General features: G+C 48.8%; 18 protein-coding genes and 2 tRNA genes. 12 read left to right on the top strand and 8 right to left on the bottom strand.

Annotation, left to right across the window (positions count from 1 at the left end; all coding sequences use genetic code 11):
* Positions 1-22 precede the first annotated feature (22 nt).
* On the top strand, positions 23-865 hold the full coding sequence (locus B0681_RS06825) for an N-acetylmuramoyl-L-alanine amidase (protein WP_078318005.1): 843 nt from the start codon (positions 23-25) through the stop codon (positions 863-865).
* A gap of 74 nt (positions 866-939) precedes the next feature.
* On the opposite strand, the gene B0681_RS06820 is transcribed toward B0681_RS06825, so the two are convergent.
* Complete coding sequence (locus B0681_RS06820; RefSeq protein ID WP_078318004.1) at positions 940-4,575, bottom strand: Rne/Rng family ribonuclease; 3,636 nt, start codon at positions 4,573-4,575, stop codon at positions 940-942.
* A 637-nt stretch (positions 4,576-5,212) separates the two neighbouring features.
* On the opposite strand from B0681_RS06820, the gene B0681_RS06815 reads away from it, so the two are divergent.
* The 6 genes from B0681_RS06815 (at position 5,213) to B0681_RS06790 (ending at position 12,213) form a co-directional block, all read left to right on the top strand.
* Positions 5,213-6,391 (top strand): RluA family pseudouridine synthase, encoded by a 1,179-nt coding sequence (locus B0681_RS06815; RefSeq protein WP_078318003.1) that lies wholly within the window; start codon positions 5,213-5,215, stop codon positions 6,389-6,391.
* A 166-nt stretch (positions 6,392-6,557) separates the two neighbouring features.
* A complete protein-coding gene (gene ppx, locus B0681_RS06810; protein WP_078318002.1) occupies positions 6,558-8,126 on the top strand; it encodes an exopolyphosphatase in 1,569 nt (522 codons plus the stop codon).
* Positions 8,127-8,444: 318 nt separating this feature from the next.
* Positions 8,445-9,242 (top strand): acetyl-CoA carboxylase carboxyltransferase subunit alpha, encoded by a 798-nt coding sequence (locus B0681_RS06805; RefSeq protein ID WP_078318001.1) that lies wholly within the window; start codon positions 8,445-8,447, stop codon positions 9,240-9,242.
* 122 nt (positions 9,243-9,364) lie between these two features.
* Positions 9,365-10,750: a tRNA lysidine(34) synthetase TilS gene (tilS, locus tag B0681_RS06800; protein ID WP_078318000.1), complete on the top strand. Its 1,386-nt coding sequence runs from the start codon at positions 9,365-9,367 to the stop codon at positions 10,748-10,750.
* A 37-nt stretch (positions 10,751-10,787) separates the two neighbouring features.
* The gene (proC, locus tag B0681_RS06795; RefSeq protein WP_078317999.1) at positions 10,788-11,639 is read left to right on the top strand and encodes a pyrroline-5-carboxylate reductase; all 852 of its coding nucleotides are present in this window, start codon (positions 10,788-10,790) and stop codon (positions 11,637-11,639) included.
* A 10-nt stretch (positions 11,640-11,649) separates the two neighbouring features.
* The gene (locus tag B0681_RS06790; RefSeq protein ID WP_078317998.1) at positions 11,650-12,213 is read left to right on the top strand and encodes a YggT family protein; all 564 of its coding nucleotides are present in this window, start codon (positions 11,650-11,652) and stop codon (positions 12,211-12,213) included.
* 54 nt (positions 12,214-12,267) lie between these two features.
* Here B0681_RS06790 and B0681_RS06785 read toward each other — a convergent pair whose 3' ends face one another.
* Positions 12,268-13,065 (bottom strand): hydroxymethylpyrimidine/phosphomethylpyrimidine kinase, encoded by a 798-nt coding sequence (locus B0681_RS06785; RefSeq protein WP_078317997.1) that lies wholly within the window; start codon positions 13,063-13,065, stop codon positions 12,268-12,270.
* Between the two features lie 284 nt (positions 13,066-13,349).
* Between B0681_RS06785 and B0681_RS06780 the strand changes: the two genes are divergently transcribed.
* The 3 genes from B0681_RS06780 to B0681_RS06770 all read left to right on the top strand — a co-directional run bounded on the left by B0681_RS06780 (position 13,350) and on the right by B0681_RS06770 (position 14,451).
* A tRNA-Ser gene (locus B0681_RS06780) sits at positions 13,350-13,441 on the top strand.
* A 128-nt stretch (positions 13,442-13,569) separates the two neighbouring features.
* Positions 13,570-13,646 (top strand) — tRNA-Arg (locus B0681_RS06775).
* A 184-nt stretch (positions 13,647-13,830) separates the two neighbouring features.
* Positions 13,831-14,451, top strand: a complete 621-nt coding sequence (locus B0681_RS06770; protein ID WP_169835685.1) for an RDD family protein — start codon at positions 13,831-13,833, stop codon at positions 14,449-14,451.
* A 97-nt stretch (positions 14,452-14,548) separates the two neighbouring features.
* On the opposite strand, the gene B0681_RS06765 is transcribed toward B0681_RS06770, so the two are convergent.
* The 6 genes from B0681_RS06765 to B0681_RS06740 form a co-directional block, all read right to left on the bottom strand.
* A complete protein-coding gene (locus B0681_RS06765; protein WP_078317996.1) occupies positions 14,549-14,938 on the bottom strand; it encodes a type II toxin-antitoxin system VapC family toxin in 390 nt (129 codons plus the stop codon).
* On the bottom strand, positions 14,938-15,150 hold the full coding sequence (locus B0681_RS06760; protein WP_078317995.1) for a DUF2281 domain-containing protein: 213 nt from the start codon (positions 15,148-15,150) through the stop codon (positions 14,938-14,940). The genes B0681_RS06765 and B0681_RS06760 overlap by 1 nt, the downstream gene beginning before the upstream one ends.
* Before the next feature lie 156 nt (positions 15,151-15,306).
* Positions 15,307-16,716 (bottom strand): oxygen-independent coproporphyrinogen III oxidase, encoded by a 1,410-nt coding sequence (hemN, locus tag B0681_RS06755; protein ID WP_078317994.1) that lies wholly within the window; start codon positions 16,714-16,716, stop codon positions 15,307-15,309.
* A gap of 140 nt (positions 16,717-16,856) precedes the next feature.
* A complete protein-coding gene (locus B0681_RS06750; RefSeq protein ID WP_078318032.1) occupies positions 16,857-17,864 on the bottom strand; it encodes a calcium/sodium antiporter in 1,008 nt (335 codons plus the stop codon).
* Positions 17,865-17,895: 31 nt separating this feature from the next.
* Positions 17,896-18,477, bottom strand: coding sequence for an aminoacyl-tRNA hydrolase (pth, locus tag B0681_RS06745; RefSeq protein WP_078318031.1), 582 nt, complete (start codon positions 18,475-18,477; stop codon positions 17,896-17,898).
* Between the two features lie 113 nt (positions 18,478-18,590).
* Positions 18,591-19,229, bottom strand: a complete 639-nt coding sequence (locus B0681_RS06740) for a 50S ribosomal protein L25/general stress protein Ctc (protein WP_078317993.1) — start codon at positions 19,227-19,229, stop codon at positions 18,591-18,593.
* Between the two features lie 679 nt (positions 19,230-19,908).
* Between B0681_RS06740 and putP the strand changes: the two genes are divergently transcribed.
* The gene (gene putP, locus B0681_RS06730) at positions 19,909-21,405 is read left to right on the top strand and encodes a sodium/proline symporter PutP (RefSeq protein WP_078317991.1); all 1,497 of its coding nucleotides are present in this window, start codon (positions 19,909-19,911) and stop codon (positions 21,403-21,405) included.
* 432 nt (positions 21,406-21,837) lie between these two features.
* Positions 21,838-25,926: ESPR-type extended signal peptide-containing protein (locus B0681_RS06720; RefSeq protein ID WP_114144967.1), on the top strand; the 4,089-nt coding region annotated here is incomplete at its 3' end.

Below are 25,926 nucleotides of genomic sequence, written 5' to 3'. Positions count from 1 at the left end.
AAAAACTTTGGCAAATTTTTTTATGAAATCGATTATTTATACCGCAATGTTGTCGTGCGGTCTTTTGCTTGGTGGCTGTGTCGGTACGCAGTTTGTTGTCGATCAGACGCACACTGCTCAAGGTCAATCTGAGCGCATCGAATACATTGTGCTGCATTATACTGCCGAAAATGATGAAAACTCTTTGGCGGTGCTGACCACAGGTCAGGTAAGCAGTCATTATCTGATCCCAACAGGTCAGGATCGGCGCATTTATCAGCTTGTCGATGACCATAAAAAAGCTTGGCACGCTGGCGCCAGTCATTTTCGGGGCAAAACTGCTTTAAATGATATTTCAATCGGTATTGAGATCGTCAATGCTGGCGTCCATGCTGCTTATCGTGGGCGGCGCGGCTATTTGCCGCATGAGGCTTATGTTGATTATGAGCCGCAACAAATTGCTAAGGTCGCTGAACTATTGACGACCTTGATCGCCAGATATGACATACCCGCGACGAATATTTTGGCGCATTCAGACATTGCACCATCGCGTAAGATCGACCCAGGCGCCAAATTTCCGTGGGCATATCTATATCATACTCATGGCATCGGTGCTTGGTATGATGAACAGGATAAGTCATCTTACTTAGCGCAGCTAAATGATGAGGTGATGGCGGACATGCCGATCAGCCAAATCAAGGCTGAGCTGCGTCGCTATGGTTATCAGATTAATGACAGTGAGGAATGGGATCGAAGCAGCCAAGATGTCGTATATGCATTTCAGCTGCATTTTCGCCCACAGCGGCCAACAGGCGTGATGGATGTTGAGACATTGGCCATTTTGCGCGCGCTGAATCATAAATATCGCTCAACACCCCAGATGTGATGGCGAAAACTGCTTGATAAACTAAAAAAATAAGCGCCAAAAATGTGGCGCTTATTTTTTTGGGTCGCGGCAGATCAGCTGTCGCTGCTGTCTGTGTTTGGCGTGTCATTGGCCGTCTCAGGCTTGCTGATTTTACGCACTTCGACCTTGGTTGGCTTTTTGCTCGGCTTTCTTGGTGCACGAGTTTTTGGCGTTTTGGTGGTCTTAGGTGCTTTGGCTGCCATCAGATTTAGGATGCCAACCTGCGGCTGTAGCTGACCTGCGACATTCTCAATCATGTCTTTGTAGCTACTGGCCTTGGATTTTTTCTCCGCTTTTTGTTCGGCGGTGATTTCTTTGACTTGGCTGACCTTTTGGGTTTGCTTGTCGGCAGCGACCTGGGAGGCATCATCGCTTGCCGTGGCTGCAGGCTCATCTGCTGGCTGTGAGTCACCGGCCTTGTCAGCGTTGCTTTGACCTGAAAGCAGATCCACAGCAGCAGCTGCGATGGTTGCGACATTGTCGATGGTTTCGCTCACTACGTCGCTGACGGTGTCTGAGACTTGCTCAGCGGTTAGCTTGGCGACATCGATGGCATCATCGACCAAATGGCGCGCGGTTTCACCAAGGGTCTCTTGAGATTCCAAAAGATTGGCGTCAGCTTCGCTAGTCGCTTCGATGACGGGCTCGATGGCTTCTTCGGTGGTGGTCTCAGTCATTTCAACGACTTGAGTTGCCATCACTTCAGATGCTGCATCGGCACTTTGGTCTTGTACCACTTGACTTTGCACTTGCTCGCTTGCAGTTTTGGTTGGCTCTAGTGCATCAGTTTGTTGATCTGATTCGACATAGTCAGGATGCTGACCGCGTGGGTCGTTGGCTGCACGACGTGTGATTGGTCGTGGTGCGACGGCAGTTTTGCCTTGTGGGGCAGATGCCTGCGATGCCGCTTGGGTGAGTTTATCAAACTCAGACTTGGCAGTAGCATCCAGCGGCGCATAGCCGAAGTTGCTAAAGTCAAACTCGCCTACTTGCGATTGCGACTTGGTAAGCGCTGCCAAAAAGTCGGCGACAAACTGACCGCTGACATCACTGCCCAGTACGCTTGCAATGAACTCACCTGCAGTGCCACGAATCGGCGTTGCCGGTGCTTGTAGCGCAGCCTGCACCACTCGAGGGTCGTTCACTGCTTTATTCATCGACTTGGCAAGTGTGGTGATGCGAGCCTGTAATTCAGGCGCCAGTGTTGGCTTGGCAACAGGCTTGGTATCCATTGTAGTTGTGCTGACGGTATCGACAGGGGCTTGTGCCTGCTTAGGTGTATCAGCGACTTCTACAGCGGTGATATCGGTAGCGACAGTGACATCAGTAGAGGTCTCTTCGCGACCTTGTGCATCGATTGGTTCTGCGATCTCGGCCACTTGGTCGACTTTTTCGATGCTTTCTACTTTCTCGCTACGAGTCTTGGTTTTCTTAGGCTTGCTACCATCTAGCGACAGATGTACCACTTGGGTTTCGGTATCTTCAGCTTTGGTGGCACTGATGTGTAGTACTACTTCATCAGGATTGGCTGATTTTTGGCGTGGCGTACGCTCTGCCTTATCCGCTTTTGGCTTGTCGTTGCGTTCTTTTTTGTCGGCTTTTTCGACTTTTTCGTTTTTATCAGCCTTGATGGTCAAGGTTTCATGACGCACGATTTCGCCACGAGATTCACGACGTGAGCCTGCTTCTCGTTTTGGGTGTTGTTCAGCGACTTTGTCTTTTTTGGTGCGACGATCGCCTTTTTCGGATTTGTCGGTTTTATCCAATTCTGGCTTTTCGATACTCTCTTTGTCTTCGCTGACTTCTTTTTTGTGTTTTGGTTTTTTGCGTTTGTCATCAGCGTGTGGGCGAGCAGCTGGCTCGTTATGCGTCGCTGATTCGATGATGGCTGAGACATTGCCTGATGCGCCTAGACTGACACCACCACCATTGACGATGGCTTCGATGGCAGATGCGACATCTGCTGTGCCCAGCGAGCCTGCCAGTTTGGCTTGTGGTTTTGGTGCAAATAGGTTGGATAGCCATGCCACCGCTTGTGGTTCGGTCTTGGCAGGGGTCGCTTGCTCCGCTTGTGGTTTGGCGGCTTTTTTGTCGCTCTTATCGCTTTGTTTGTGCCAACGAGCGGTATCCTTGCCGTCATTATCGCTTTGCCAATTGACTTCATAGCCACGATCAACAGTTTCTTTTTCTTCGGTATCGGCGATGCGTTCGTAGCTGGATGGGGCAAAGCCATCTGGATTGAAATGCAGCGTGAAATTCGGGCTTTCTAGGTGTGCGTGTGGCAAGATGGTGATGCGTGCACCGCTGTCTTGCTCTAGATATACCAAGCTTTCACGCTTTTCGTTCAATAAGAATGCGGCGATATCGGTCGGTACTTCAGCTTGGATTTCACCCATGCGTTCTTTTAGGGCGATTTGCTCGATTTGACGCATGATCGATAGCGATAGTGAACGCAAATCACGAATCATGCCATTGCCATGACAGCGTGGGCAGATGTAGCCAGTGGCTTCTTCGAGCGATGGGCGTAGGCGTTGACGGCTCATCTCCATCAGGCCAAATTTGCTAATCTCAGCAAACTGCACACGAGCACGGTCATGGCGTGTCGCTTCAATCAGGCGTTTCTCCACTTCTTTTTGGTGGCGTGGGTCGTTCATGTCGATGAAGTCGATGACAATCAAGCCGCCCATATCGCGCAGACGCAGCTGACGAGCGATTTCATCAGCGGCTTCTAGGTTGGTGTGATAGGCGGTTTCGGCGACATCTGAGCCTTTGGTAGATTTTGATGAGTTGATATCGATCGATACCAAAGCTTCAGTTTGGTCGATGACAATCGAGCCACCTGATGGCAGACGCACTTCACGCTGATAAGCAGTTTCGATTTGGCGTTCGATACCAAAGCGAGCAAACATCGGCTCATACTCAGTGTATTTACGCAGTTTGCTCATTTGGCTTGGCATGACCGCACTGATGAAATTCGCCGCTTCGTTGTAGGCGTTTTCGCTGTCAATCCATACTTCACCGATGTCATCACGCAGATAGTCACGCACCGCACGAGTCACCACGCCAGCTTCTTGATGGACTAGGCATGGACTTGGGCGAGTTTTGTTTTGTTCTTGGATGGATTTCCAGATATCAAGCAGATGATCAAGGTCGTTTTGTAGATCTTCAGCGCCTTTGCCAAGACCTGCTGTGCGTACGATGACGCTCATGCCTTTTGGTAGGCTTAGCCCTGCGATGATTTGTTTCATCTCTTCACGGACTTTGCCTGAGATTTGGCGGCTGATGCCACCTGCTTTGGCGTTGTTTGGCATCAATACCAGATAGCGACCAGCAAGCGAGATAAAAGTCGATAACGCCGCGCCTTTGTTGCCGCGTTCTTCTTTTTCGACTTGGACGATGACTTCATCACCTTCTTTGATCAGCTGTTTGATGTTGTCTTCACGCAGATTGCCGTGCAGATATTCGCTAGCGATCTCACGCAGTGGCAAAAAGCCTTGGCGAGCAGAGCCATATTCAACAAAAGCCGCTTCTAAGGATGGCTCAACTCGGGTGATGTGGCCTTTATAAATATTGGCCTTTTTTTGTTCACGGGTGCGATTTTCTAAATCAAAATCGTACAGGTGACTGTCTTTGCACAGAGCAACACGAATTTCTTCGTTATGCGTGGCGTTGATTAAAATGCGTTTCATGATGTTCCTTATAAGGGCAAAAGCCCGAATCAAGCAACATCGGTATTTTTCCAAAGATTTATTAGCTGTACGAAACAATCAGCAACAGATATTTATCATCTAGGCTGATTGTACGGGCTATCATTACAAGTCGCTTGTCTGTACAAACGACACTTAGCACTGCTTGCACCAACGCTATAAAAATTCTGTAAGCTTGAGCCGACTGGGGTTTACCTTGCAAAAGCAGAGTTTGTCTTGTGCTTTTGAACCAGTGGTACTCAACAAGGCTAAAAGACGAACAATCGTCCTAGCGAAATCTTGTACGGTATCAATACCGAAGTTGCATTATCATGCTTAAAATGGCTGTAGTGCTTTTTTAAGCGATTATTAACTATTTTGGCGGTTGCAAGGGCAAATATGAACTCTTGGGCGTGACCGTCACACCAGTAGGGTGTAGGTATCGTTGAGACTTGGTTTTGTAAAATTATGCCAAAACCGATATCGCTCAATCGCCAATTTTTACCCAGTATCTCAATCAGTCATTATCATATCTGATTTGTGAATTTAACTATGGTAACAAAAATAGCTCAGGGATTTGCAATGGTATCGGATAAAAATTGGGTCAAATCACAAAAATTATCCTGTATTGGTTTGCAACATGCTAAACTATACCAAATCTTTTGCCAAACGCCTACAAAAATTTGACAAAACCATGAAAAATTTACAAAAAAATCCCAAAAATCAGCCATCAAGCCATCGTTTTGGTAAAAATTTGCCAAAATCCACCCAAACCCACCCACCAAAACGCCAACAGTCCAATCCGCATCCGAAGCAATCGGCGGATGTGGCGATTAGCAATTTTAATCAAGTTAATTTTTTGACGGTGACGGACAATCAAGCAGGGCAGCGGATTGATAATTTTTTGCTCGCTCGGCTAAAAGGCTTGCCACGCTCGCATCTATATAAGCTGATTCGTGCCGATGAAGTACGCATCAATGGCAAACGCTGTAAGCCACATGATAAGCTTGATGTTGGTGATGTGGTGCGAATTGCACCGATTCGCTTATCAGTGCGTGAAGAAGTTATAATTAGCGATAGCTTTGCCAAAGGCTTGATGGCACGCATCATTCATGAAGATGATGGGCTGATTGTGCTCAATAAACCATCGGGTATGGCGGTGCATGGCGGCAGTGGTGAGAGCTTTGGGGTGATTGAAGCGATGCGTCAGGCGACAGGCAAAAAGTATCTGGAGCTGGTGCACCGCATCGACAAGGATACTTCAGGCTTATTGCTCATCGCAAAAAAACGCAGTACGCTCAAGCACTTACAAGAGCAATTTCGCCAAAAAACCATCCATAAGCAATATCTATGCTTGGTCACAGGCTATGTCAAAGCAGACAGCCAAATCATCGATGCACCACTGCTTCGCTATACGCTTGCTAATGGCGAACGCCGTGTCAAAGTGGCAAAAGTCGGCACAGCACACGGCGAAGAAGTCGCCAAAGCAAGCCTGACTCGGATCAAGGTTTTGGCACGATTTGAGCTAGACGGTCAGCCAGTCAGCCTTGTGCTTGCGATGCCTGCCACGGGTCGCACGCATCAGATACGCGTGCATATGGCACATATCGGTCACGCTTTACTTGGTGATGATAAATATCAACTGAACACATCTGCGCCACAGGTCAAGCGTCTTTGCCTGCACGCATGGCAGCTGAGCCTTGCACCTATGATGGATGATGATCAAGTGTGTGATCGTCCACAGCAGTTTGTTGCACCATTACCGCAGGATTTTGGCGATCTGTTGCCTGAATTGGCATTGCAGTCGTTGGCAGGGTAATTTGCCAAGTCATTAACCAAAAATCAATAGACAAAAGTAGGCGTTTGTCCTACTATGAGCGTTATAAATGAAGTTGTTTGTCATCAAAAAAAACGCAACTTGCTTTGGGTGATAAACAGCGATACAATGAACAAAATTATATCCCTATAAAAATTCAGGATTTGTCATGAACCCAACTTTTCCAGATACCACCGAACGCCACCAACAAATCGCCAGTGCCATCAATGATGCCGCGGCCATTAGCCGTGATGAGCTACTAGGGGCGATTGACTTGGGCTCGAACAGCTTTCATTTGGCGATTGCTCGCTTGGATCATGGCGAAGTACGAAAAGTGGCATCGATTTCTGAAAAAGTACAGCTGGCAGCAGGCCTTGATGAGAATAATGTCTTGAGTGAAGAAGCCATTCAGCGGGGTCTGGACTGCTTGCATCGCTTTGCTCAGCACGTCACCGAAGTGCATCCGACGCGTCTGCGTATCGTTGCGACCAATGCTTTGCGTAAAGCGGTCAATGCCCAAGAATTTATCCGCCGTGCCAATCTACTCCTGCCAAAGCCGATCGAAATCATCGCAGGTCGTGAAGAAGCTCGCTTGATTTATCTGGGTGTGTCGCACTCAAATGCCAGCACTGATACTCGCCTAGTCATCGATATTGGCGGTGGCTCGACGGAGTTTATCATCGGTCAGGGTTTTGAGCCGATTGAGATGGAAAGCTTGCAAATGGGCTGTGTGGCTTATACCAAAAAATTCTTTGCTGATGGCAAAATCACCGAAAAAGCCTTTGAACAAGCCGCTAAGCACACCCAAACCGAACTGCTTGCCATCGCCAAACGCTACAAAAAAGTCGGCTGGGATAATGCCATCGGTTCATCAGGCACCATCAAGGCAGCTCGCCTAGTGCTCGAAGAGCTAGGTTTTAGCGGTGAGAGCATCACGCTAGATGGGATGGTGAAGCTTAAAAAGCATCTGATCAAGCTTGGCTCGGTGGATAAGATTGAGTTTGAAGGGGTTAAGGCGCATCGCCAAGCGGTATTCCCTGCTGGTGTGGCAGAGTTACTTGCCATCATGCAGACGCTAGAGATTGATGAGCTGGGCTATTCAGACGGTGCACTGCGTGAAGGCGTGATGTATGATATGCTAGGTAGGCTCAATTCTGAAGATGTGCGTGACCGCTCAGTGGCAGCACTGGCTGAGCGTTATTCGGTCGATGTCAAACAGGCAGGGCGTGTGATGACAAGAGCGGCTCGCTTGTTTCATGATGCCAAAGATGAGCTTGAGTTCAGTAGTGAAGATGCTGACCTATTACGCCGTGCGGCAAATCTGTTTGAGATTGGGCTGGCGGTTGGGCATAGCAATTACCAACGCCACAGCGCTTATTTGCTTGAGCACTCGGACATTGCAGGGTTTTCGCAGGTAGGTCAAGCGATGATGGCACAGCTGGTGCTACATCATCGCCGTAAGCTCAAATCCGATGCGCTTGATGTGGTCGAAAGTCTGGGCGGTCGCAAGCTTGTCTATCTGTGCTTGATTTTGCGTCTAGCGGCACAGTCTAGCCAATCCCGCACCACCAAGGCAGCAGCGATTAATCTCAACATCATCAGTGCTGACCACTGGCAAGTGCTGGTCGGTGCAGGTATGCACGAAGAGCTGATTGCCACACAGCTTGAGCAAGACGCACCGCAGTTTGCCAAATGGGGCGTACAGCTTGATGTGGTGAGTACAGGCGAATTTGCTTGATAGTATTTGATAGTATATAGCATCTTGGTAATTTTAGCCAAAAGACAACACAAAACCCCAAAGATGACAGTATGATGTGCTTTGGGGTTTTTATATGAAAGTGTCGTATGGTGTGTGTCGTAGTCGGCAAATGCAGATCTGTCGCCATTTTAAGATTTGCTGATGGGTTATGATTGTCAAAATTACCAATTTGCTTGGTTGCCAATGGTTTTGGTGACAAACCAACCAAAAATCACAACAAAAAAGATGACGAGATACCAAAAAATGTGCTAAACTAAATCAGTTTACATTTGTACAATCATTTTTTTAGAGTGGACTATGAGTAAAGTTTGGGAAAGTGTGCAATTGGCACGCCATGCAAAGCGTCCGTTGTTCCTTGATTATGTATCGGCATTATTTACCGAATTTGATGAGTTGCATGGCGATCGTGCCTTTGCAGATGACAGAGCCATCATCGGTGGCTTGGCACGATTCAACGGTCAGCCTGTGATGGTCATCGGTCAGCATCGTGGTCGCAGTACTCGTGAGCGTATTGCGCATAATTTTGGCATGGCAAACCCCGAAGGTTATCGCAAGGTGATTCGCCTTGTGCAGATGGCAGAGCGTTTTGGCTTGCCTGTATTGACCTTTATTGACACCCAAGGCGCATACCCTGGCGTGGGTGCCGAAGAGCGTGGGCAAGCCGAAGCCATAGCCAAGAGTATTGCCGTATTTTCAAGTCTTGGCACGCCAGTCATCGCAACGGTCATCGGTGAAGGTGGCTCGGGCGGAGCGCTTGCTATTGGTGTGGCGGATCGTGTCAATATGCTTGAAAACAGCATTTATTCGGTGATTTCACCAGAAGGCTGTGCATCTATCCTATGGAAGACTGCCGAAAAAGCACCTGATGCGTCAGATGCACTGAAACTGAACGCTGTCAATCTGCATCAGCTGGGCTTGATTGATGAAGTCATCGAAGAAGGCGTGGGTGCGCACGAAGCTCCAGAACCTGTGATGGCAGCACTCAAATCACTGATTGCCACACAGCTTGCCGAGCTTGAAAAGCTACCAAAGGATGAGCTACTACAAAAACGCTATGAGCGCTTGATGCAGTTTAATTCTAAGGTATCTTTATAAGTCATGACAGGTAGTCTTTGGCGGATGTTTGTCAGCCAAGACAGCTATTGACTGATAAATTTGCTACAATAGGGTGAAAGTGATTTTGCCCTATTTTTTATGCTTGATGTGATGCTAGGCTTATGCTTGATGTACTGACCCAAACTTTATTGACCGCTTATCAAACCCATCGGCACAGACTGGATGGGGTGACGCTGTATTTGGCGTGTAGTGGTGGGCGGGATTCACTGTCATTGGCATATGCGTGTCATCTGTTGTATCAGGCAGGGCAGATAGACAGACTGCCAATCCTGCTTCATGTGCATCACGGGTGGCAGTCGGCCAATGATGACTGGGCAAAGCTTGTTGAGATTTGGGCGATACAGCATGGTTTTGATTATCAGATACTGCCTGTCACACTCCCAAAAAACAGCGAAACTCATGCACGCCAAGCTCGCTATGATGCCATGCTGTCGGTGATGAATGATCATGATGTGTTGATGCTGGCTCATCATGCCCATGACCAAGCCGAAACGGTGCTGATGCGTCTGATCGATGGTGCAGGCGTGCAAGGCTTATCAGGGATGAAATCATGGCAAGCCAAATTCGGCCATGATAAGCAGGTGTGGCTGTGGCGAGCATGGCTGGAATTGTCTCGAGAGCAGATTACCGCTTTTGCTTGGCATCACAAGCTCCCCTTTGTGGATGATCTGACCAATACGGATACCGCTTATGTGCGGGGTGTGTTGCGCACTCAGATTTTGCCACTACTAAGCACCATCAATCCCAAAGCCATCGCCAATATCGCTCGTTCATCACAGCTACTGTGTGAGACAGCCGCTTGGCAAGATCAGGCGGTGGATGAGTATTTGGCGCAATTATCCCACGAGAAAAATCATCTACCGTATCAAGCAGTGATGGCGGTGCAGGCATTTGAGCAATTACCAAGCCTTGCCCAATCTGCCGTGCTGCACCGCTGGCTACAAGGGGATGAGCCGCTACCACCGAGCCAGCAAACGACCCAATCCGTGCTTGAGTTGATGGCGCGCACGGATAATGATCATCGCAGTCAAATCATCTGGCAAGGGGCGTATCATCGCTATGTGATTTGTCGCTATGATGCGTATCTGTATCGCTATCGAGCTGATGTGTGGCGACTATTGAAAGCAGGTGTGCAGGCGGATGAGCTGCCTTATCTTCAGCACGAACACCAGCATGAGTTGGGTGAATTGACATTGGTGACAGATGAGCGAGTGCAAATCCTACTTAAGTGCCAACAAGCCATCACTCATGCTCAAAAAGTAGAAAAAACCACACCCATCATCATTGGCAAACACACCTATAAAGCCAAAAAACTTGCCCAACAGCTTCGCCTACCGCCATGGCTGCGGGGGCATCTGTGGCAGGTGGTCGTTGCTGATGGTGGGCATTGGCTCATCGCACCGATGATGGTGTGGCGACTGCCTGATGGTGAGCGTGTGGCTTTGGATAATTTTGCACCCGTGGGACGAATGGTGTACAATGGGTGAAGTTTTACTTTGATAAATTTGACAAAAAAGGTGTGTTATGACGACAGTTGCTGATTTTGATGTATTAAATGGCAAAACCATCGCTTTTATCGGCGGTGGCAATATGGCAGGGGCAATCATTGACGGTCTATTAAAGGCAAAAGCCGAGCACGGATTGGATTTGACCTTATCAGTATCAGATACCGATACCGATAAGCAGGCGCAGTTTATTGCCAAAGGCGTCACGGCAGTCAGCCCAGATCACGCTGAGCAAATCATCACACCGGCTGATGTGGTTGTCTTGGCAGTCAAGCCCCAAGTGATGGGCGTGGTTGGCGCGTCGATTGCACCGTATTTGTCATCACAGCTTGTGTTATCGATTGCGGCAGGTTTGTCGGTGGCGACTTTATCGCAGATGCTGGGTGGTCATAGCAATATTGTCCGCTGTATGCCAAATCTACCTGCCAGCGTGGGCTTTGGTGCGTCGGGTCTGTTTGCTGATGGTGTCGGTGAGACCGCTTGTCAAATGGCCGAAAAAGTCATGCAAGCATCGGGCATCACTGCATGGGTCAAGGATGAAAACCTATTGCACGCCGTGACGGCAGTGGCTGGCTCAGCACCAGCGTATTTCTTTTATGTGCTAGAAAATATGATTGCAAAGGCTATCGAGATGGGTCTATCGCCTGACGATGCCCACGCCTTGGCAGTACAGAGTGTGCGTGGTGCAGGTGCATTGGCAGTCAATCAAGATCCTGCCACATTGCGTGAGCAAGTCACCTCAAAAGGCGGTACGACGGCGGCGGCACTAGACAGCCTGTATGCCGATGATGTCGGTCAGGCATTTGCCCGTGCGATGCAGGCGTGCAGTGATCGCAGTGTCGAGCTTGGTGCAGCTGTGAGCCAAGGCTAAGGGATTGTTTATGAACTCTGTGCCTTTTGTGCTGACCAATATGGTCATCAACTTTGCACTGATGCTGCTGTTTGTGCGTTTTATGATTCAGTTAGCCGATGTCGATAGCAGCTCACCATTTGCTCGCGCCACTTATCGCTTGACAGGGGTTGTCGATATCTTTACGCGCATTTTCCCTGCAGTCGGCAAAGGGCGCATCAGTACTGCTGCGGTTGTTTTGATGCTGCTTTTGTATCTGATCAACCTTGCTGCCAATAATGTGATTTTGGGTCGATCGATGACTGCTGTGGAGTTGTTTTTTGCAGGGTCGTTAAGCGGCATCATGAAATTTTTGCAGCTTTTGCGCTACACCATGATCGCATCAGCCATCAGCAGTCTGTTGGTGATGTTTTTGAACATCAATAATAACTTTATGATGGTACTGATGCAATTATCAGAGCCGATCGTCGCGCCGTTTCGTCGTTTTGTGCCGAATATTGGCATGATAGATTTGTCGTTTTTGGTGGCGCTGTTTGCTTTGTTACTTGCTGAGAATTTCATTCGCATCATCGCTATGAATATTTGGATGGGCTAATACGACACCCAAAAAAAATCAGCACCATATCACGGGTGCTGATTTTTTGGTGATTTATCGAAGATGATAAAAGCGATTCGGCATCATCTGCGCTGTATCATGATCGGGGTGTGGCACATCGGCATGGATGAGCGATTGATGCACCCAGTCATCGGCACGCATGATGGCATCCACCAAATCATCACCCATCGCCAGCCGCCCAGCAATGTGGCTAGCCAGCGTACAGCCTGAGCCGTGGTACTCACCCTCTAGGCGTGGCACGATACTGGTGTGCTCTATACGCCCATCCATGTACAAAAACTGCTCAATATCCTCCATCTCAAAGTCATGCGATGTCTTGACAAGCACGGCATTGACACCCTGATCATTCAAGTATTTGGCAGCATCATGTAGATTGTCACGACCGCTTAGGGCGCGCAGTTCGTGCGTATTTGGCGTGATGAGTGTGGCGTGGGGAAGTAGCTTGCCAAAGGCTTGCACCAATGTCGCAGGATCGCCCAGACCACCACCAGAGTTGGCGACCAGTACAGGGTCGAGTACATACGGCGTACCGTGTGGTATCTGGTGTGTGTCAAAAAGCCTTGCGATGGCATCAATATTTTCAACTGTGCCGAGCATGCCTGACTTGATGGCTTGTACAGGCAGGTCATCTAGCACAGCGACGGCTTGAGCGGTGAGAAGGTCGGCAGAAACTGGCTCAAAGCCAAACACCTGCTGCGAGCTTTGTACCGTGATGGCAGTGCAAGCGATGGCAGCGTGTGCACCAGCACCGCCGATGGCTTCGATGTCGGCTTGTAGGCCTGCACCGCCTGATGGATCTAGCCCCGAAAAACATAATACGGTTGGTCGCATAACTCTCCTTGGTGATATTATCCTATCGTTGGCTTATGATAATAAACTTATGATAGCAGATATTTGTACAAAAATTCAGCACTTTTTATCCTCCAACCATCCAAATCATACGCCAGACGGATAAAGGCACAAGGTAAATTACCAATTTTGCAAAAATTTTATAAAAAAGATGCGAAAAACACTTGCAAAGTGTCAAATTTTTGCTATAATTGACGCCCACAACGACAAGCGAATCATCGATGATGATGGATGATAAGTCTAGCAACTTATCAAAGCAAGCGTTCGGTGAAGTGGGTGAGTGGCTGAAACCAGTTCCCTGCTAAGGAACCATACCTAATTACGGGTATCGAGGGTTCGAATCCCTCCTTCACCGCCATTTATTTTCTCAAGTTTTGATCGACATTAAAACCGAAAATAAATTAAAAAAGTGCTTGACATACAAAATAAACACTGTATAATAGCCGCCACAACGAACGATGTTGAGAAACAAAGTAAGTTGAATCCGCACCCGTAGCTCAGTTGGATAGAGCACTTGGCTACGAACTAAGGGGTCGGGAGTTCGAATCTCTCCGGGTGCGCCATATTGCGAAGATCACCGAAGTCATTGATTTCGGTGATTTTTTTATGCGTTTTATCATGGGCATTGGGCAGGTGTCGGGACAAGCATTGTGCAAGTCATTTGCATTGCAGGCTTCGATTGCTAATTCCCCCAAATCATGGCTTTTATGCTACAATAATCCCATCTTTTTCATTGTGATTGCATCCATGTCAAAACACGCCAATACCCAAGCCGTAAAAACACCCGCCACCGAAACGCCTACCATCGCCAAGCCGTTGGTGCGACTGTCTGCCATCGTCTATGATGGTATGCTGATTTTGGCGATGTTGTTTTTGGTGGGGGCGGTGCTGGCAGTCGTCGGTACGCTGTTATTTTTGGATGTGGGGACGACCTCTCAGGATGCCAAGGCGTTGCCGCTGTGGTATCAAAACGGCGTGATGACACCTGCGTTTGTGCTGACTTTGGTGGGGTTTTATGGGATTTTTTGGCGTAAGTCGGGGCAGACCTTGGGGATGCAGACTTGGCGATTAAAGACCGTGGATGCCAATGGGCAGCTGCTTAGCTGGGGGCAGAGCTTTAAGCGGATCATCAGTGCTTGCCTTGTGCCTGCGATATGTGCTGTGGTCGGTGCGTTTATCCATGGGTCGAAGCTTGCGATTTTGTTGGCGGCGTTTTTGGGCTTTTTGTTCAATTTTTTGTTTTGTGTGTTTAACACTCGGGGGCTTGCGGTGCATGATATGCTATCAAACACCATCACGCTCAAAGTGCCAAAAATCGCCCACGAAACCCTATGGCAAAGCCTAAAACGCCGTAAATCAAAAAGCTAGATATGCCAAAGCCGTTGTCATCAACGGCTTTTTTTGTGGATGGCGGAGGGTGTGTTTAGAGGTTTGATAAATAATGCATCATATGTGCTTCATGGTCTTACCAAATCACGGGCAATTCATACAAGGCACAATGACTGTCGGCACTAATAAAACCCAAATTATTTGCCATCGCACAGCTAATGAGCATACGGTCAAATGGGTCTTTGTGATGAAATGGCAAGCGTTGTAGTATTTGAACATCGTGCCAACTTTGGCTGATTGGGCGAATGTCATTATGGGCGAGCTGCTGTTGATATAGCATTTGCCAATTTTCAACCAGTGTTAGCTTACCAATACTGATTTTAATGGCGATTTCACACAGTGATAATGGACTGTAATAGATGAGATTGTCAGAATTTTCAATGATGGCTTTGGCAGATTTGCTCAGTTTTTCGGGTTTGGCAAGCAACCAAAGCAGGGTGTGCGTATCTAGCAAATAACCTTGCATTACATATAATCCTTAAACTCATCCAAAGGTGCATCAAAATCATCCGCCATATAAAGCACTGAGCCTGCGGCACCGCCGAGCTGTCTTTGTTTGGGTGTATTGATCAGCTCATTGATGTAGGCAGCAAGATAGCTTTCAACACTCAGACCGGCGTCTTGTGCTTTGGCGATGATGGCTTGTTCGGTGCTTGGGGGTAAATCCAGTGTGATCATGTGATAACTCCAATGCGTCGTGATGGATGGTGAAATGGGTTGTGCGGTGTTGGCTCGATGTACAATCGCTCATCACTACCAACATCATGTTCACCCTATAAAATTCATTATCCCAAACCGTACCAAATTGTCAAGTCAGATGGGGATAGCACCCATCTAAATCACCTTTGAAAAGCGTCCTGCGTGTTTTTGGCTTAGATATTCATCAAACACCATCGCCACATTACGCCCAAGAATACGCCCCTTTGGCAAAATGGTGATGCCATCTTGATCAATCTGCACCAATCCATCGGCTGCCATGTCGTGTAGCGTGGCAATCTCATCGGCAAATACTTGGGTGGGCTCGATGCCAAACCGCTCACGCAAATAGCCAAAATTCATATAATCATGGCAGAGCAGATTCATGATGACATGACGACGCAGCTCATCTTTGGCATCGCTTTGGATATGCTTCACGGCAGGCAGCTTATCATCACGGATGGCGGTTTGATAGTCTGCCAGTGCGGTGGGATTTTGGGTGATGTGTGCACCGATTTGACTGATGGCACTGACCCCAAAGCCGATCAAATCGCACTCGCCCAAGATGGCATAACCCTGAAAATTACGGTGCAGTTCGCCTGCTCGCTGTGCTTGTGCCATCGTATCGCTCGGCTTGGCAAAGTGATCGATGCCGATGTACTGATAGCCAGCTTCTGATAGGGCGGTGATGATATTGCCAAACATAGCAAGCTTATCGCTCGGGCTTGGCAGATCTTCATCACGGATGCGTCGTTGGGCGACGAAGCGATCAGGCAGATGCGCATAATTGAACACCGACAGCCGATCAGGGGATAGCTTGATGATCTCACGGATCGTGGCATTCATACTCTCGATACTCTGATGGGGCAGTCCATAGATCAGATCGATATTGGTTGATTGATAGCCTAGGCGGGTCGCTTCGCTCATCACATGGGTGATGAGATCTAGACTCTGGACACGATTGACGGCAATTTGGACTGTCTCATCCAGATCCTGTACGCCAAAGCTTAGGCGATTAAAGCCCAGATTGCGTAGTATCTGCAATGTGTTTGGGCGTAATTCACGGGGATCGACTTCGATCGAATAATCGCCATCGGGTGCAAAGTCAAATTCTGCGTGCAAAAATTCCCACAGCTCGACTAGCTCATCATCGCTCAAAAATGTCGGCGTACCACCGCCTAGGTGCAGCTGTTTGACACGACTGCCTGATGGCATCACGGATTTTTTGTGGCGGATTTCTTTGAATAGATAGGTCAGATAATCACCAGCATCGCTGTTCTTTTTGGTGATGATTTTGTTGCAGCCGCAGTAGTAGCATAGATGATGACAAAATGGAATGTGAATGTACAAAGACAGTGGCACAGTGGCATCACGATTTTTGAGAATATCAGCCTCCATGCCGTCTGCCATCGGGGTAAATTCCAGTGCGGTCGGGTAGGAAGTATAGCGGGGGCCTTGGCGGTTGTATTTTTGAATCAAGGCTTCATCGAACTCAATACCGTCAAAATGCTGGGCGGTGCGGTTGGCGTAGGGGTGATCGACTGACATAGGATGCTCGGGTTTTTGGTGAGTGGATGGCTGTATTATACCAAATCAGGCGGTAAATTCTAACCGATATCCACAAAAATCTTCGGGAATTAAAAAAACGGACTCATCATCGATCAGTCCGTCCTCTTAGTCATCACAGATTAAGCCATCACGCTCACCATCAGCCAAGCGCTGTAGCCAATAAAGCAGCTGATCAAAAGCGCACCAGATAGGCGACCGATCTGTCCATCGCGCTTTAATGCTAGCGCACACATGATAAATAGCAGTAGGGTGATGGCACACATCACCACCGTATCACGGCTTAGCACTTCTGGCGCGACATCCATCGGCATGATCAGACCTGCCACACCGACGACGCCTAGGGTATTAAAGAGGTTTGAGCCTAGCACATTGCCCAGTGCCATCTCAAATTCACCGCGACGGGCAGCGATCACAGAGGAGACCAGCTCAGGCAAGCTAGTACCGATGGCAACGATCGTGAGGCCGATGATTAGATCTGACAGCCCCCATAAGGTCGCCAGCTCCACCGCGCCCCAGACGATCAGGCGCGAGCTGAGCACCAGTACCACGAGACCTACGATGAGCTTAAATAAGGATTTGGGTGTGCTGACGGCATTCGGATCGGGCAGCTCATCTTCTGCCAGCTCATAGGCATGCTCATCACTGGCCAAGATCGCACTCTCGGCAGCGGCTTTGGCATGGCGCTTGGCGTAGATGACTTGCACGCAGATATTGGCTGCCATCACTGCCAATAAGATGCCAGCATCGATGCGACTGATGTGGCCATCGAGCATGACGACGACGGCGACGATGGTGGCGCTGATCAGCCAGATGAAGTCAGTTTTTAGGACTTGTTTTTGGATGACGATGGGTGCGATGAGTGCGGTGACGCCCAGCACCAGCATGATATTGACGATGTTTGAGCCAAAGGCATTACCGAGCGCAAGCCCTGGACTGCCAGCCAGCGCCGACAGCGATGAGACCACGATCTCTGGCGCCGAAGTGCCGACACCGATGATCAGTGCGCCGATCAGCATCTTTGGCATGTGGTACTTGGTGGCGATGGCGACGGCACCATCGATGAACATATCGGCACTGTAGATGAGGATGATCAGTCCGATGACGACAGCAAGTATGGGAAGTAGCATAATAAATACTCGGTAAATAAAGCCAGCTGGCTTAGGCTGGCAGCTTAAAGCCATTAATGTGATTGCGTGCGCGCTCGATGTCGCCACTCATCAGCTCAGGCAGCGCGTCGATGGTGCAGTCGATGGCAGCATCGATACTGATGCGCTCATCAAGGGTTGGCTTGGCGAGGACAAAGCCGCTGACCTGTGAAGAATGTGCAGGGCGGCCGATGCCGATGCGCAGACGGTGAAACTCAGCACCGATGTGCGGCACGATGTCCTTTAGGCCGTTATGTCCGCCATGACCGCCGCCTGTTTTTAGGCGAATTTGGCCTGCTGCGATGTCCAGCTCATCATGAGCGACGAGCAGATGGCTTGGGTGAATGTTATAAAACTTCGCCAAAGGTGCGACCGCCTGACCTGAGCGGTTCATAAAAGTCTCAGGCAACAGCAGACGCACATCAGCGCCATGGATCGTACCACGACCGACCTTGCCGTGAAACTTCTTATCATAACTCAAAGTGATGCCAAACGCCTCTGCCAGCCGTTCAACGAACCAAAACCCAGCGTTATGCCGCGTGTGCTGATATTGGGCGCCAGGGTTGCCCAGACCTACGATGAATTGGATGCTCATAAGATGATCGCCGTGATGATGCTGCACTGCAGCCATAGGGGGACTGAAATTTTAGCAAACTGATAAACAAAAAACCAGTAAGCAGCTTACTGGTTTTTTGGGAGCTTGAAAGATTATTCTTCGCTCGCTGCTTCTTCGCTTGCCGCTTCTGCGTCTTCTTCTGTAGTCTCTGCCACAGTCGGTGCTTGCATGGTGACGATGGTGCGATTTAGGTCAGCTTCGTCGTGCGTCACTAGAGTCAGTTCGGCAGGTAGCTTCACATCAGATAGATGGATAGACTCACCGATCTCAAGCTTGGCCACATCGATCTCGATGGCTTCTGGCAAGTTGCGTGGTAGGCAGTTGACTTCGATGTCATTCACCAAAGTGGTTAGGATGCCGCCAGCTTTTTTGCCAGCTGAAGTGTCTTCGTTAACTACATGTACTGGCACATGGAAGTTCATGGTCTGGCCGCGAACGATGCGCTGGAAATCCACATGCAGTGGGAAGCCTTTGGCAGGATGACGCTGTAGGGCTTTGATGATGACTTCTTGGTCGTTGCCGTCTAGGTTGATGGCGATGACGCTAGAGAAGAACGCTTCGTTTGACAGTGCTTTGACCAGCTCGTTATTCTTAACGCAGATAGATACTGGCTCATCGTTACCGCCATAGATGATGGCTGGGATTAGGTTTTCTTTACGCAGGCGGCGGCTCGCACCTTTGCCCTGCTGATCATCGGCGCGCACAACGCCAGTTAGAGTAAATTGGCTCATGAAAGATCCTTAATAAATAAAATAAAGCAGACTTGCGACCAGTCCGCCAACACATGGATAAAACACCGCTTACTCACATAGTGCCGCGGCGCTTTGGCATCCACACATCTGCCACTGTGGTGATCAAGATCAGCCTACAGTTGACAAATTAGCGCAATATTATACCCAAAAATATCACGCTTGACAAAGCATTTTCGGCCAAATTGCGCAAAGTTTTGCAAATTTTAACAAATTCTCCCTAAAATCCACAGCCAAACGCCCAAAATCCTGCCAATATCGCATCTGCCCAGTCATCAAAAGCGGTCAATCGTTTGGCAATTTTGTGCAATTTTAATAAAAACATCCATAAAATCAATCAGATAAATATGATTATACAAATTATATTACCCTAAAGCTAAAGATTTGTTATTTTTATGTTATAATATGTGCCATCATGCCCAGCGTCTGCTTTTGGCGTTAGGGCGCTTTGATTGATTTTTTTTGATAGTTTTTTGTGATAGTTTCATGATCGATGGATCTGCTGCCCAGCGCTTTGGGGCTTGATACCACAGTCATCACACGGCTGATCAAGCGCTGCGGAATTTGGCGCTGCATGGCGTGATGGCGTGTCCTCTGACTGCACTTGTGGCTCATATCGATCAATTTGACAGCCGTATTGGGCTGCATAAGGAGTTTTACCATGCAAACTGTGGAAACAGGCGTATGGATCTCGCTGGCGGTTTATTTTATTTTGATGATCGCCATCGGTGTGTATGCGTATTTTAAACAAAAAAACGATGTCGAAGGCTACATGCTTGGCGGTCGTAACCTAGGCCCTGCGGTGACGGCATTGTCAGCGGGTGCATCAGACATGTCAGGCTGGCTATTGCTTGGCTTGCCAGGCTATATGTACGCATCGGGCGTGGTGAGTATCTGGATCGCACTGGGTCTGACCATCGGTGCGTTCGCCAACTACCTATTGGTCGCGCCACGACTGCGCGTCTATACTGAGGTGGCGGATAATGCCATCACCTTGCCTGACTATTTTGCCAACCGTTTTCATGACAAATCGCATCTATTGCGCATCATGTCAGCCCTCGTGGTGATCTTATTTTTTACCGTCTATACCGCAGCGAGTCTTGTGGCAGGTGGTAAGCTGTTCGAAAGCTCACTGGGTCTGTCATACAGCCTAGGTCTGTGGGTGACAGCAGGCGTGGTCGTGGCTTATACGCTGTTCGGTGGCTTTTTGGCGGTGTCATTGACCGACTTCGTGCAGGGCGTGATCATGCTGATCGCGATGCTGCTGGTGCCGATCGTAGCATTTAGCGAGATTGGCAGCATCTCAGAGGGCTTGGCGATCGCTGAGCAAGCCAATCCCGAGGTCTTTAATTGGATGAATGGCGTGACCGTGATGGGCGTGATTTCATTGATGGCGTGGGGCTTTGGTTATTTCGGTCAGCCGCACATCATCGTGCGCTTTATGGCGATCCGCTCGGTCAAAGATGTCCCTGTGGCCACTGCCATCGGTATGGGCTGGATGATCCTAAGTCTTATCGGTGCGTTGATGGTTGGTCTAGCTGGCGTGGCATACATCGCCAAGACTGGTCAGACGCTCAATGACCCTGAGACCATCTTCCTTGTGTTCTCTCAAGTGCTGTTCCATCCTCTGATCTCAGGCTTCTTGTTGGCAGCGATCTTGGCAGCAATCATGAGTACCATCTCAAGCCAGCTGCTCGTGGTATCTAGCTCACTGACGCGTGATGTGTATAAGCTGTTCTTGGATCGTGAGGCGACAGAGGCGCGCCAAGTACTGGTCGGCCGTATCTCGGTGGTGGTCGTCGCGATCGTCGCCATCATGCTCGCTGGTGACAGCAACAGCTCGGTGCTACAGCTGGTCTCACACGCTTGGGCAGGCTTTGGTGCGGCATTTGGCCCGCTGGTCATCCTAAGTCTGATGTGGAAGCGCATGAACCGAAATGGCGCTTTGGCAGGTATGATTGTCGGTGCTTTGACCGTCATCGTGTGGGTGTATGGTGGCTTTGAGATCGGTGGCCAGCCTGCCAACGATGCCATCTACTCGATCCTACCAGGCTTTGCGCTAAGCTTCATCACCACCATCGTGGTCAGCCTGATGACAGCGCCACCGCCTGCCTATATTGTCGAGAAATTTGAAGAAATGGAACGCGGTCTGCGCTGATAGCTGCTGCGTACTTGCATCGTCTTAGCTGAGCTTAGGCGATGCTTTTTTATTATTTTTATTTATAAAAACTTAACAAATAAATCAAATATCACTTCGCTGATCTAAGCCTCACGCAGGCTTGGCATGGTCATTAGGGCGATTGGCTGCTTGATTTTGGTGAATAATTGATTAAAAATTAAGCAAATCAACCCCATATTACAAAGTCTATACAATTCAGTGCTATTTTTGCTACATAATCGCGCAGTGTTAAGCGTATAATACGCGCAAATCCCGATGGCATCGCAGATTCCTGCAGCAGCCATCCCTCCCCCATAATTTCGTAATAATTGAGTGATAGAGTCGAGTTCCCTGTAGAGCGGATGAGATTCTGTAATTTGCAACCCCTCGTCATCTGCTTGGCACGATGATCTCACAGAGCATGGTAGAACTATGAACCATATTTACAAAGTTATATTTAATAAAGCCACTGGCACCTTTATGGCGGTGGCAGAATACGCCCGCGCCCAAGGCAAAGGTAGCAGCACAACCGTCGGCAGCGCTGAGCAGGCAGACACAGGCAGTGTCTCTAAGCTGATCCGCTTTACCCTTGTGATGTCAGGTATCATCCTGTCAGCCCACGCACAGGCTGCTACAGGTACAGACTTACCAAGTGCGACGTCGGCAGCAGGCTTGATCAATGCCACTTCAACCGATGCGATCAACGGTAGCCAGCTATATGCAGTGGCTAGTACACTCGGTAATCAAGTTGAAAATACTTATTTCCATGTGAATAACGGCAGCAATGCCAATACAGGCAATGCAACCACCAACTTAGGTAAGATCACAGATGCAGCTGGTGCAAAAAATGTAGGTGCGGTAACAGCCGGTATGAACGCTGTCGCAGAAACATCGCAGAGTATCGCTATTGGTCAAGGTGCGAAAGCTGGAGCTGCTGATCGGACTGGTAGCAGTAACTGGGCGAATATCATCGATCCGCGTACTCAAAAACCATTTACTAGCGAAGCCGAATTGCTTGCATATTATGAAACTGTAAAAACCAATCCTGGTAATACTGTAACTCGTGCTTTGATCGGTAAAATCAATAATATTGCCATCGGTGCTGGTGCGGTGGCTGAAGGTGGTCGTAATATCTCGATCGGTGAAAATGCCGGCGTGGGTACCGCGGATAACTGGAATATTCAAAATGTGAATATCGGTACTGAAGCTGGTCAAAATTCGAAGAAAGACTATAGCGTTGCGATTGGTTACCGTGCTGGCGCATTGACGGATGCGCAACAAGTGGAACAATTGAACCCAAAAGTGTTGGACGCTGATCGCCACCCTAGCATCCTAATCGGTAAACAAGCCGGTGAAGGTACTGTCGCTTATGGCACTGTGGCGATTGGTCAGGATGCCGGTAAAAATATTTCCGATATCCGTTCTATAAAAAATATTGCGATCGGTAGTGGTGCAGGCCAGGCCGTGTCATCCAATGATGGAAGAAATGCGACATTCCCAGGCTTTGGTGCAGGTGCCAATACGATGATAGGTGCTGCTTCAGGTCGTGGTTTAGTGGGTGATGGTAACGTTGCGATTGGTAACTTAAGCGGTTCAGGTACAACTGGTGATAACAACTTCTTTGGCGGACATTTGGCTGGTGCAAATGGTTCATCTGACCGATCTATTATCATCGGTAGTCATGCCGGTGAAGAAATCACTAGTGATCGTAGCGTCTTTATTGGTAACTATGCACACAGTGAGAAGAAGGGAAATGTAGTGACCGGTATTGCCATTGGTAATAGTACTTTGGCAGGCAAAAATACCGATGGCAGCACTACCTACAATTCTATTGCGATTGGTAATAGTGCCGCAGCAACGAACGATAACACGATTGCTTTGGGTAGGAGTGCAAGTGCGTCGGGTCTACGTTCTACTGCAATTGGTTCGGGAGCTGAAAGCTCTGGTGAGCAGGCAATTGCCATCGGTCGAGGTGCAGTAGCTTCAGGCGCACAATCCATTGCAATCGGTACACAGAATAAGGTATCAGGCGCTAACGCCGGTGCCATCGGTGACCCATCAATCGTTAGCGGTGCAGGTTCTTATACCTTAGGTAATGACAATGCCGTCGGCAGTACATCAACCAATGTCGGTGCCTTTGGTAATAACAACCAAATCGGTGCGACAGCGACTTATGATGCTGCTGGTAAATTATTGCTTGCTAGTGGTCTAACGGATACTGCAGCCGTAGAAAATGCTCGTGCTGTGGGTAACAAAAACTATATCAACACCTCTAATACCTATGTATTAGGTAGTGGTGTGGGTACTAAAGATGACGGCTCTGTACTAGGCACAGTAGAAAACTCTGTTTACTTAGGTAATGACAGTACTGTTGCTAAAGGCGCAGCAGTAGGCACCAAAAACCTTACTAAAGAAGGTGCTGAAGGCGCAACAACAACCGCTGGTGATACAGGTACGGTAAATACAGCGACCGTTGCAGGCGTAACTTATGGTGGCTTTGCTGGTAAAAAAGCAGCAGGTGCGGTATCTGTGGGTTCTGCAGATCTTGAGCGTCGTGTGATGAATGTAGCAGCAGGTGAAATCTCTGCCACTTCAACCGATGCCATCAATGGTAGCCAGCTGTATATGGTGGCTAAAGAGCTGGGTGAAGAAGTTCAAAACACTTATTTCCACACCAATACTGGTGATGTAAACCAAGAAGCTGGCGATGCAACAACAAACCTGGGCTCTATCACCAGTAAAGCAGGTGCGACAGGTACTGGTGCAGTCACTGCTGGTATGAATACCGTCGCCTCGGGTGAAAACGCTGTCGCTGTCGGTACAAGCGCTAATGCTCAAGGCCAAAGTGCAGTTGCTGTTGGTAAAGAAGCTGTTACTACAGCAAACTTTGCGACCGCTGTAGGTAATACCGCAGAGGCACGAGCAGCGAATGCGACTGCGCTAGGCAGTGGCTCGCGTGCAACGGGAGCGGCAAGTTTGGCAGCGGGTGCATCTGCACAGACCCAAGCATTCCAATCTATCGCAATCGGTAATGGTGCATCTGTATATACTAACGGCTCTCAAGCCATCGCTATTGGTGCTAATGCGACCGCTGATCATGCCAATGCTGTCGCTCTAGGTGCTGGCGCCAGAACTGATGCTGCAGTTGGTACGACCAATGCAACCGTTAATGGCATCTCTTATGGTGACTTTGCTGGTACAGCGCCGATCGCTACGGTAAGCGTGGGTACTGCAGGCAGTGAGCGTACGATCACCAATGTGGCAGCAGGTCGTATTTCAGCGACTTCGACTGATGCGATTAATGGTAGTCAGTTGTATATGACCAATGACAGATTGGGTAATGTAGCTGATTCTGTGGTCAATAATTTCGGTGGGGATGCTGAGCTAGATCCAAATACAGGTGATATTACATTTACCAATATCGGCAATACCGGTAAAGACAATATCCATGATGCGATTCAGGCCGCTACCACAGTAGTGAAAGCGGGTACCAATGTCGTTGTGGATGAAGCGACCAATGCAACCACTGGTCAAAAAGAATACACTGTCAATGCGTGGGATACGACTGTATCGGCTGCTGCAGACAGTGCTGTCACTGTAACACCAACCATTGATGAAACCAACCGTACCCGTGCGTATGAAGTGGCGGTAAATACCGACGGCAATACCATTAAAGTAGAAAATGGCCAGCTGACCGCGAATACCACACCTTTAGCCACTACCGACGGTAAGGTTAATGCTCCTGCCAATGCAGATGCGCTGGCAACTGCAGGTGACATCACCAACGCCATCAACAACTCGGGCTTTACGCTGACTGCCGAAGGTGCAAATGGCAGCGTGGTGAACCCAGGTGATACGGTGGATATGAACAACACCGATGGCAACATCGAAATCACCAAAACGGCTGACAGCAATGATGTGACTTACAATCTTGCCAAAAACATTAATCTGACAGATACAGGCTCTGTGACTACCGGTGATACCGTGATTAACAATGACGGTCTGACCGTTGGTGATATTACTGTGACCAATGCGCCGATCACCGTCAATGGCACTACCGTTAACAACATCAATGAAGCGATCAACCAAACTGCTGCCCAAGCGTTTAGTCCGCTGACTTTTGCGGGTGACTATGGCACAGGCATGGATACAACCAACAAGAGCTTTGAGCGTAAGTTGGGTGAAACTGTAAATATTATCGGCGGCAATAATGGCGATAATTTATCTGAACAAAATATCGGCGTTGTGTCTAATAACGCAGATACTTTGGAGATTAAATTGTCACGCGATCTGAAAGATCTGAACAGTGCAGTTTTTGCAAGCGCAACAGGTCAAACCGTATTGACTCCGGACGGCTTGAGAACCTATACCAATAACGCAGGTGATTTGGTTGCCGGACCGAGCATTACCAATAAAGGTATTGATGCAGCCGATACAGTGATTACCAATGTGGCTCCTGGTGTAGAAGATACAGACGCAGTGAATGTAAGCCAGTTGAAGGACGCTCAAGCCGCAGCAACC

It is taken from the genome of Moraxella porci DSM 25326, assembly GCF_002014855.1.
Lineage (GTDB): Bacteria > Pseudomonadota > Gammaproteobacteria > Pseudomonadales > Moraxellaceae > Moraxella > Moraxella porci.
This window is presented reverse-complemented; position numbering and strand designations above follow the sequence as displayed.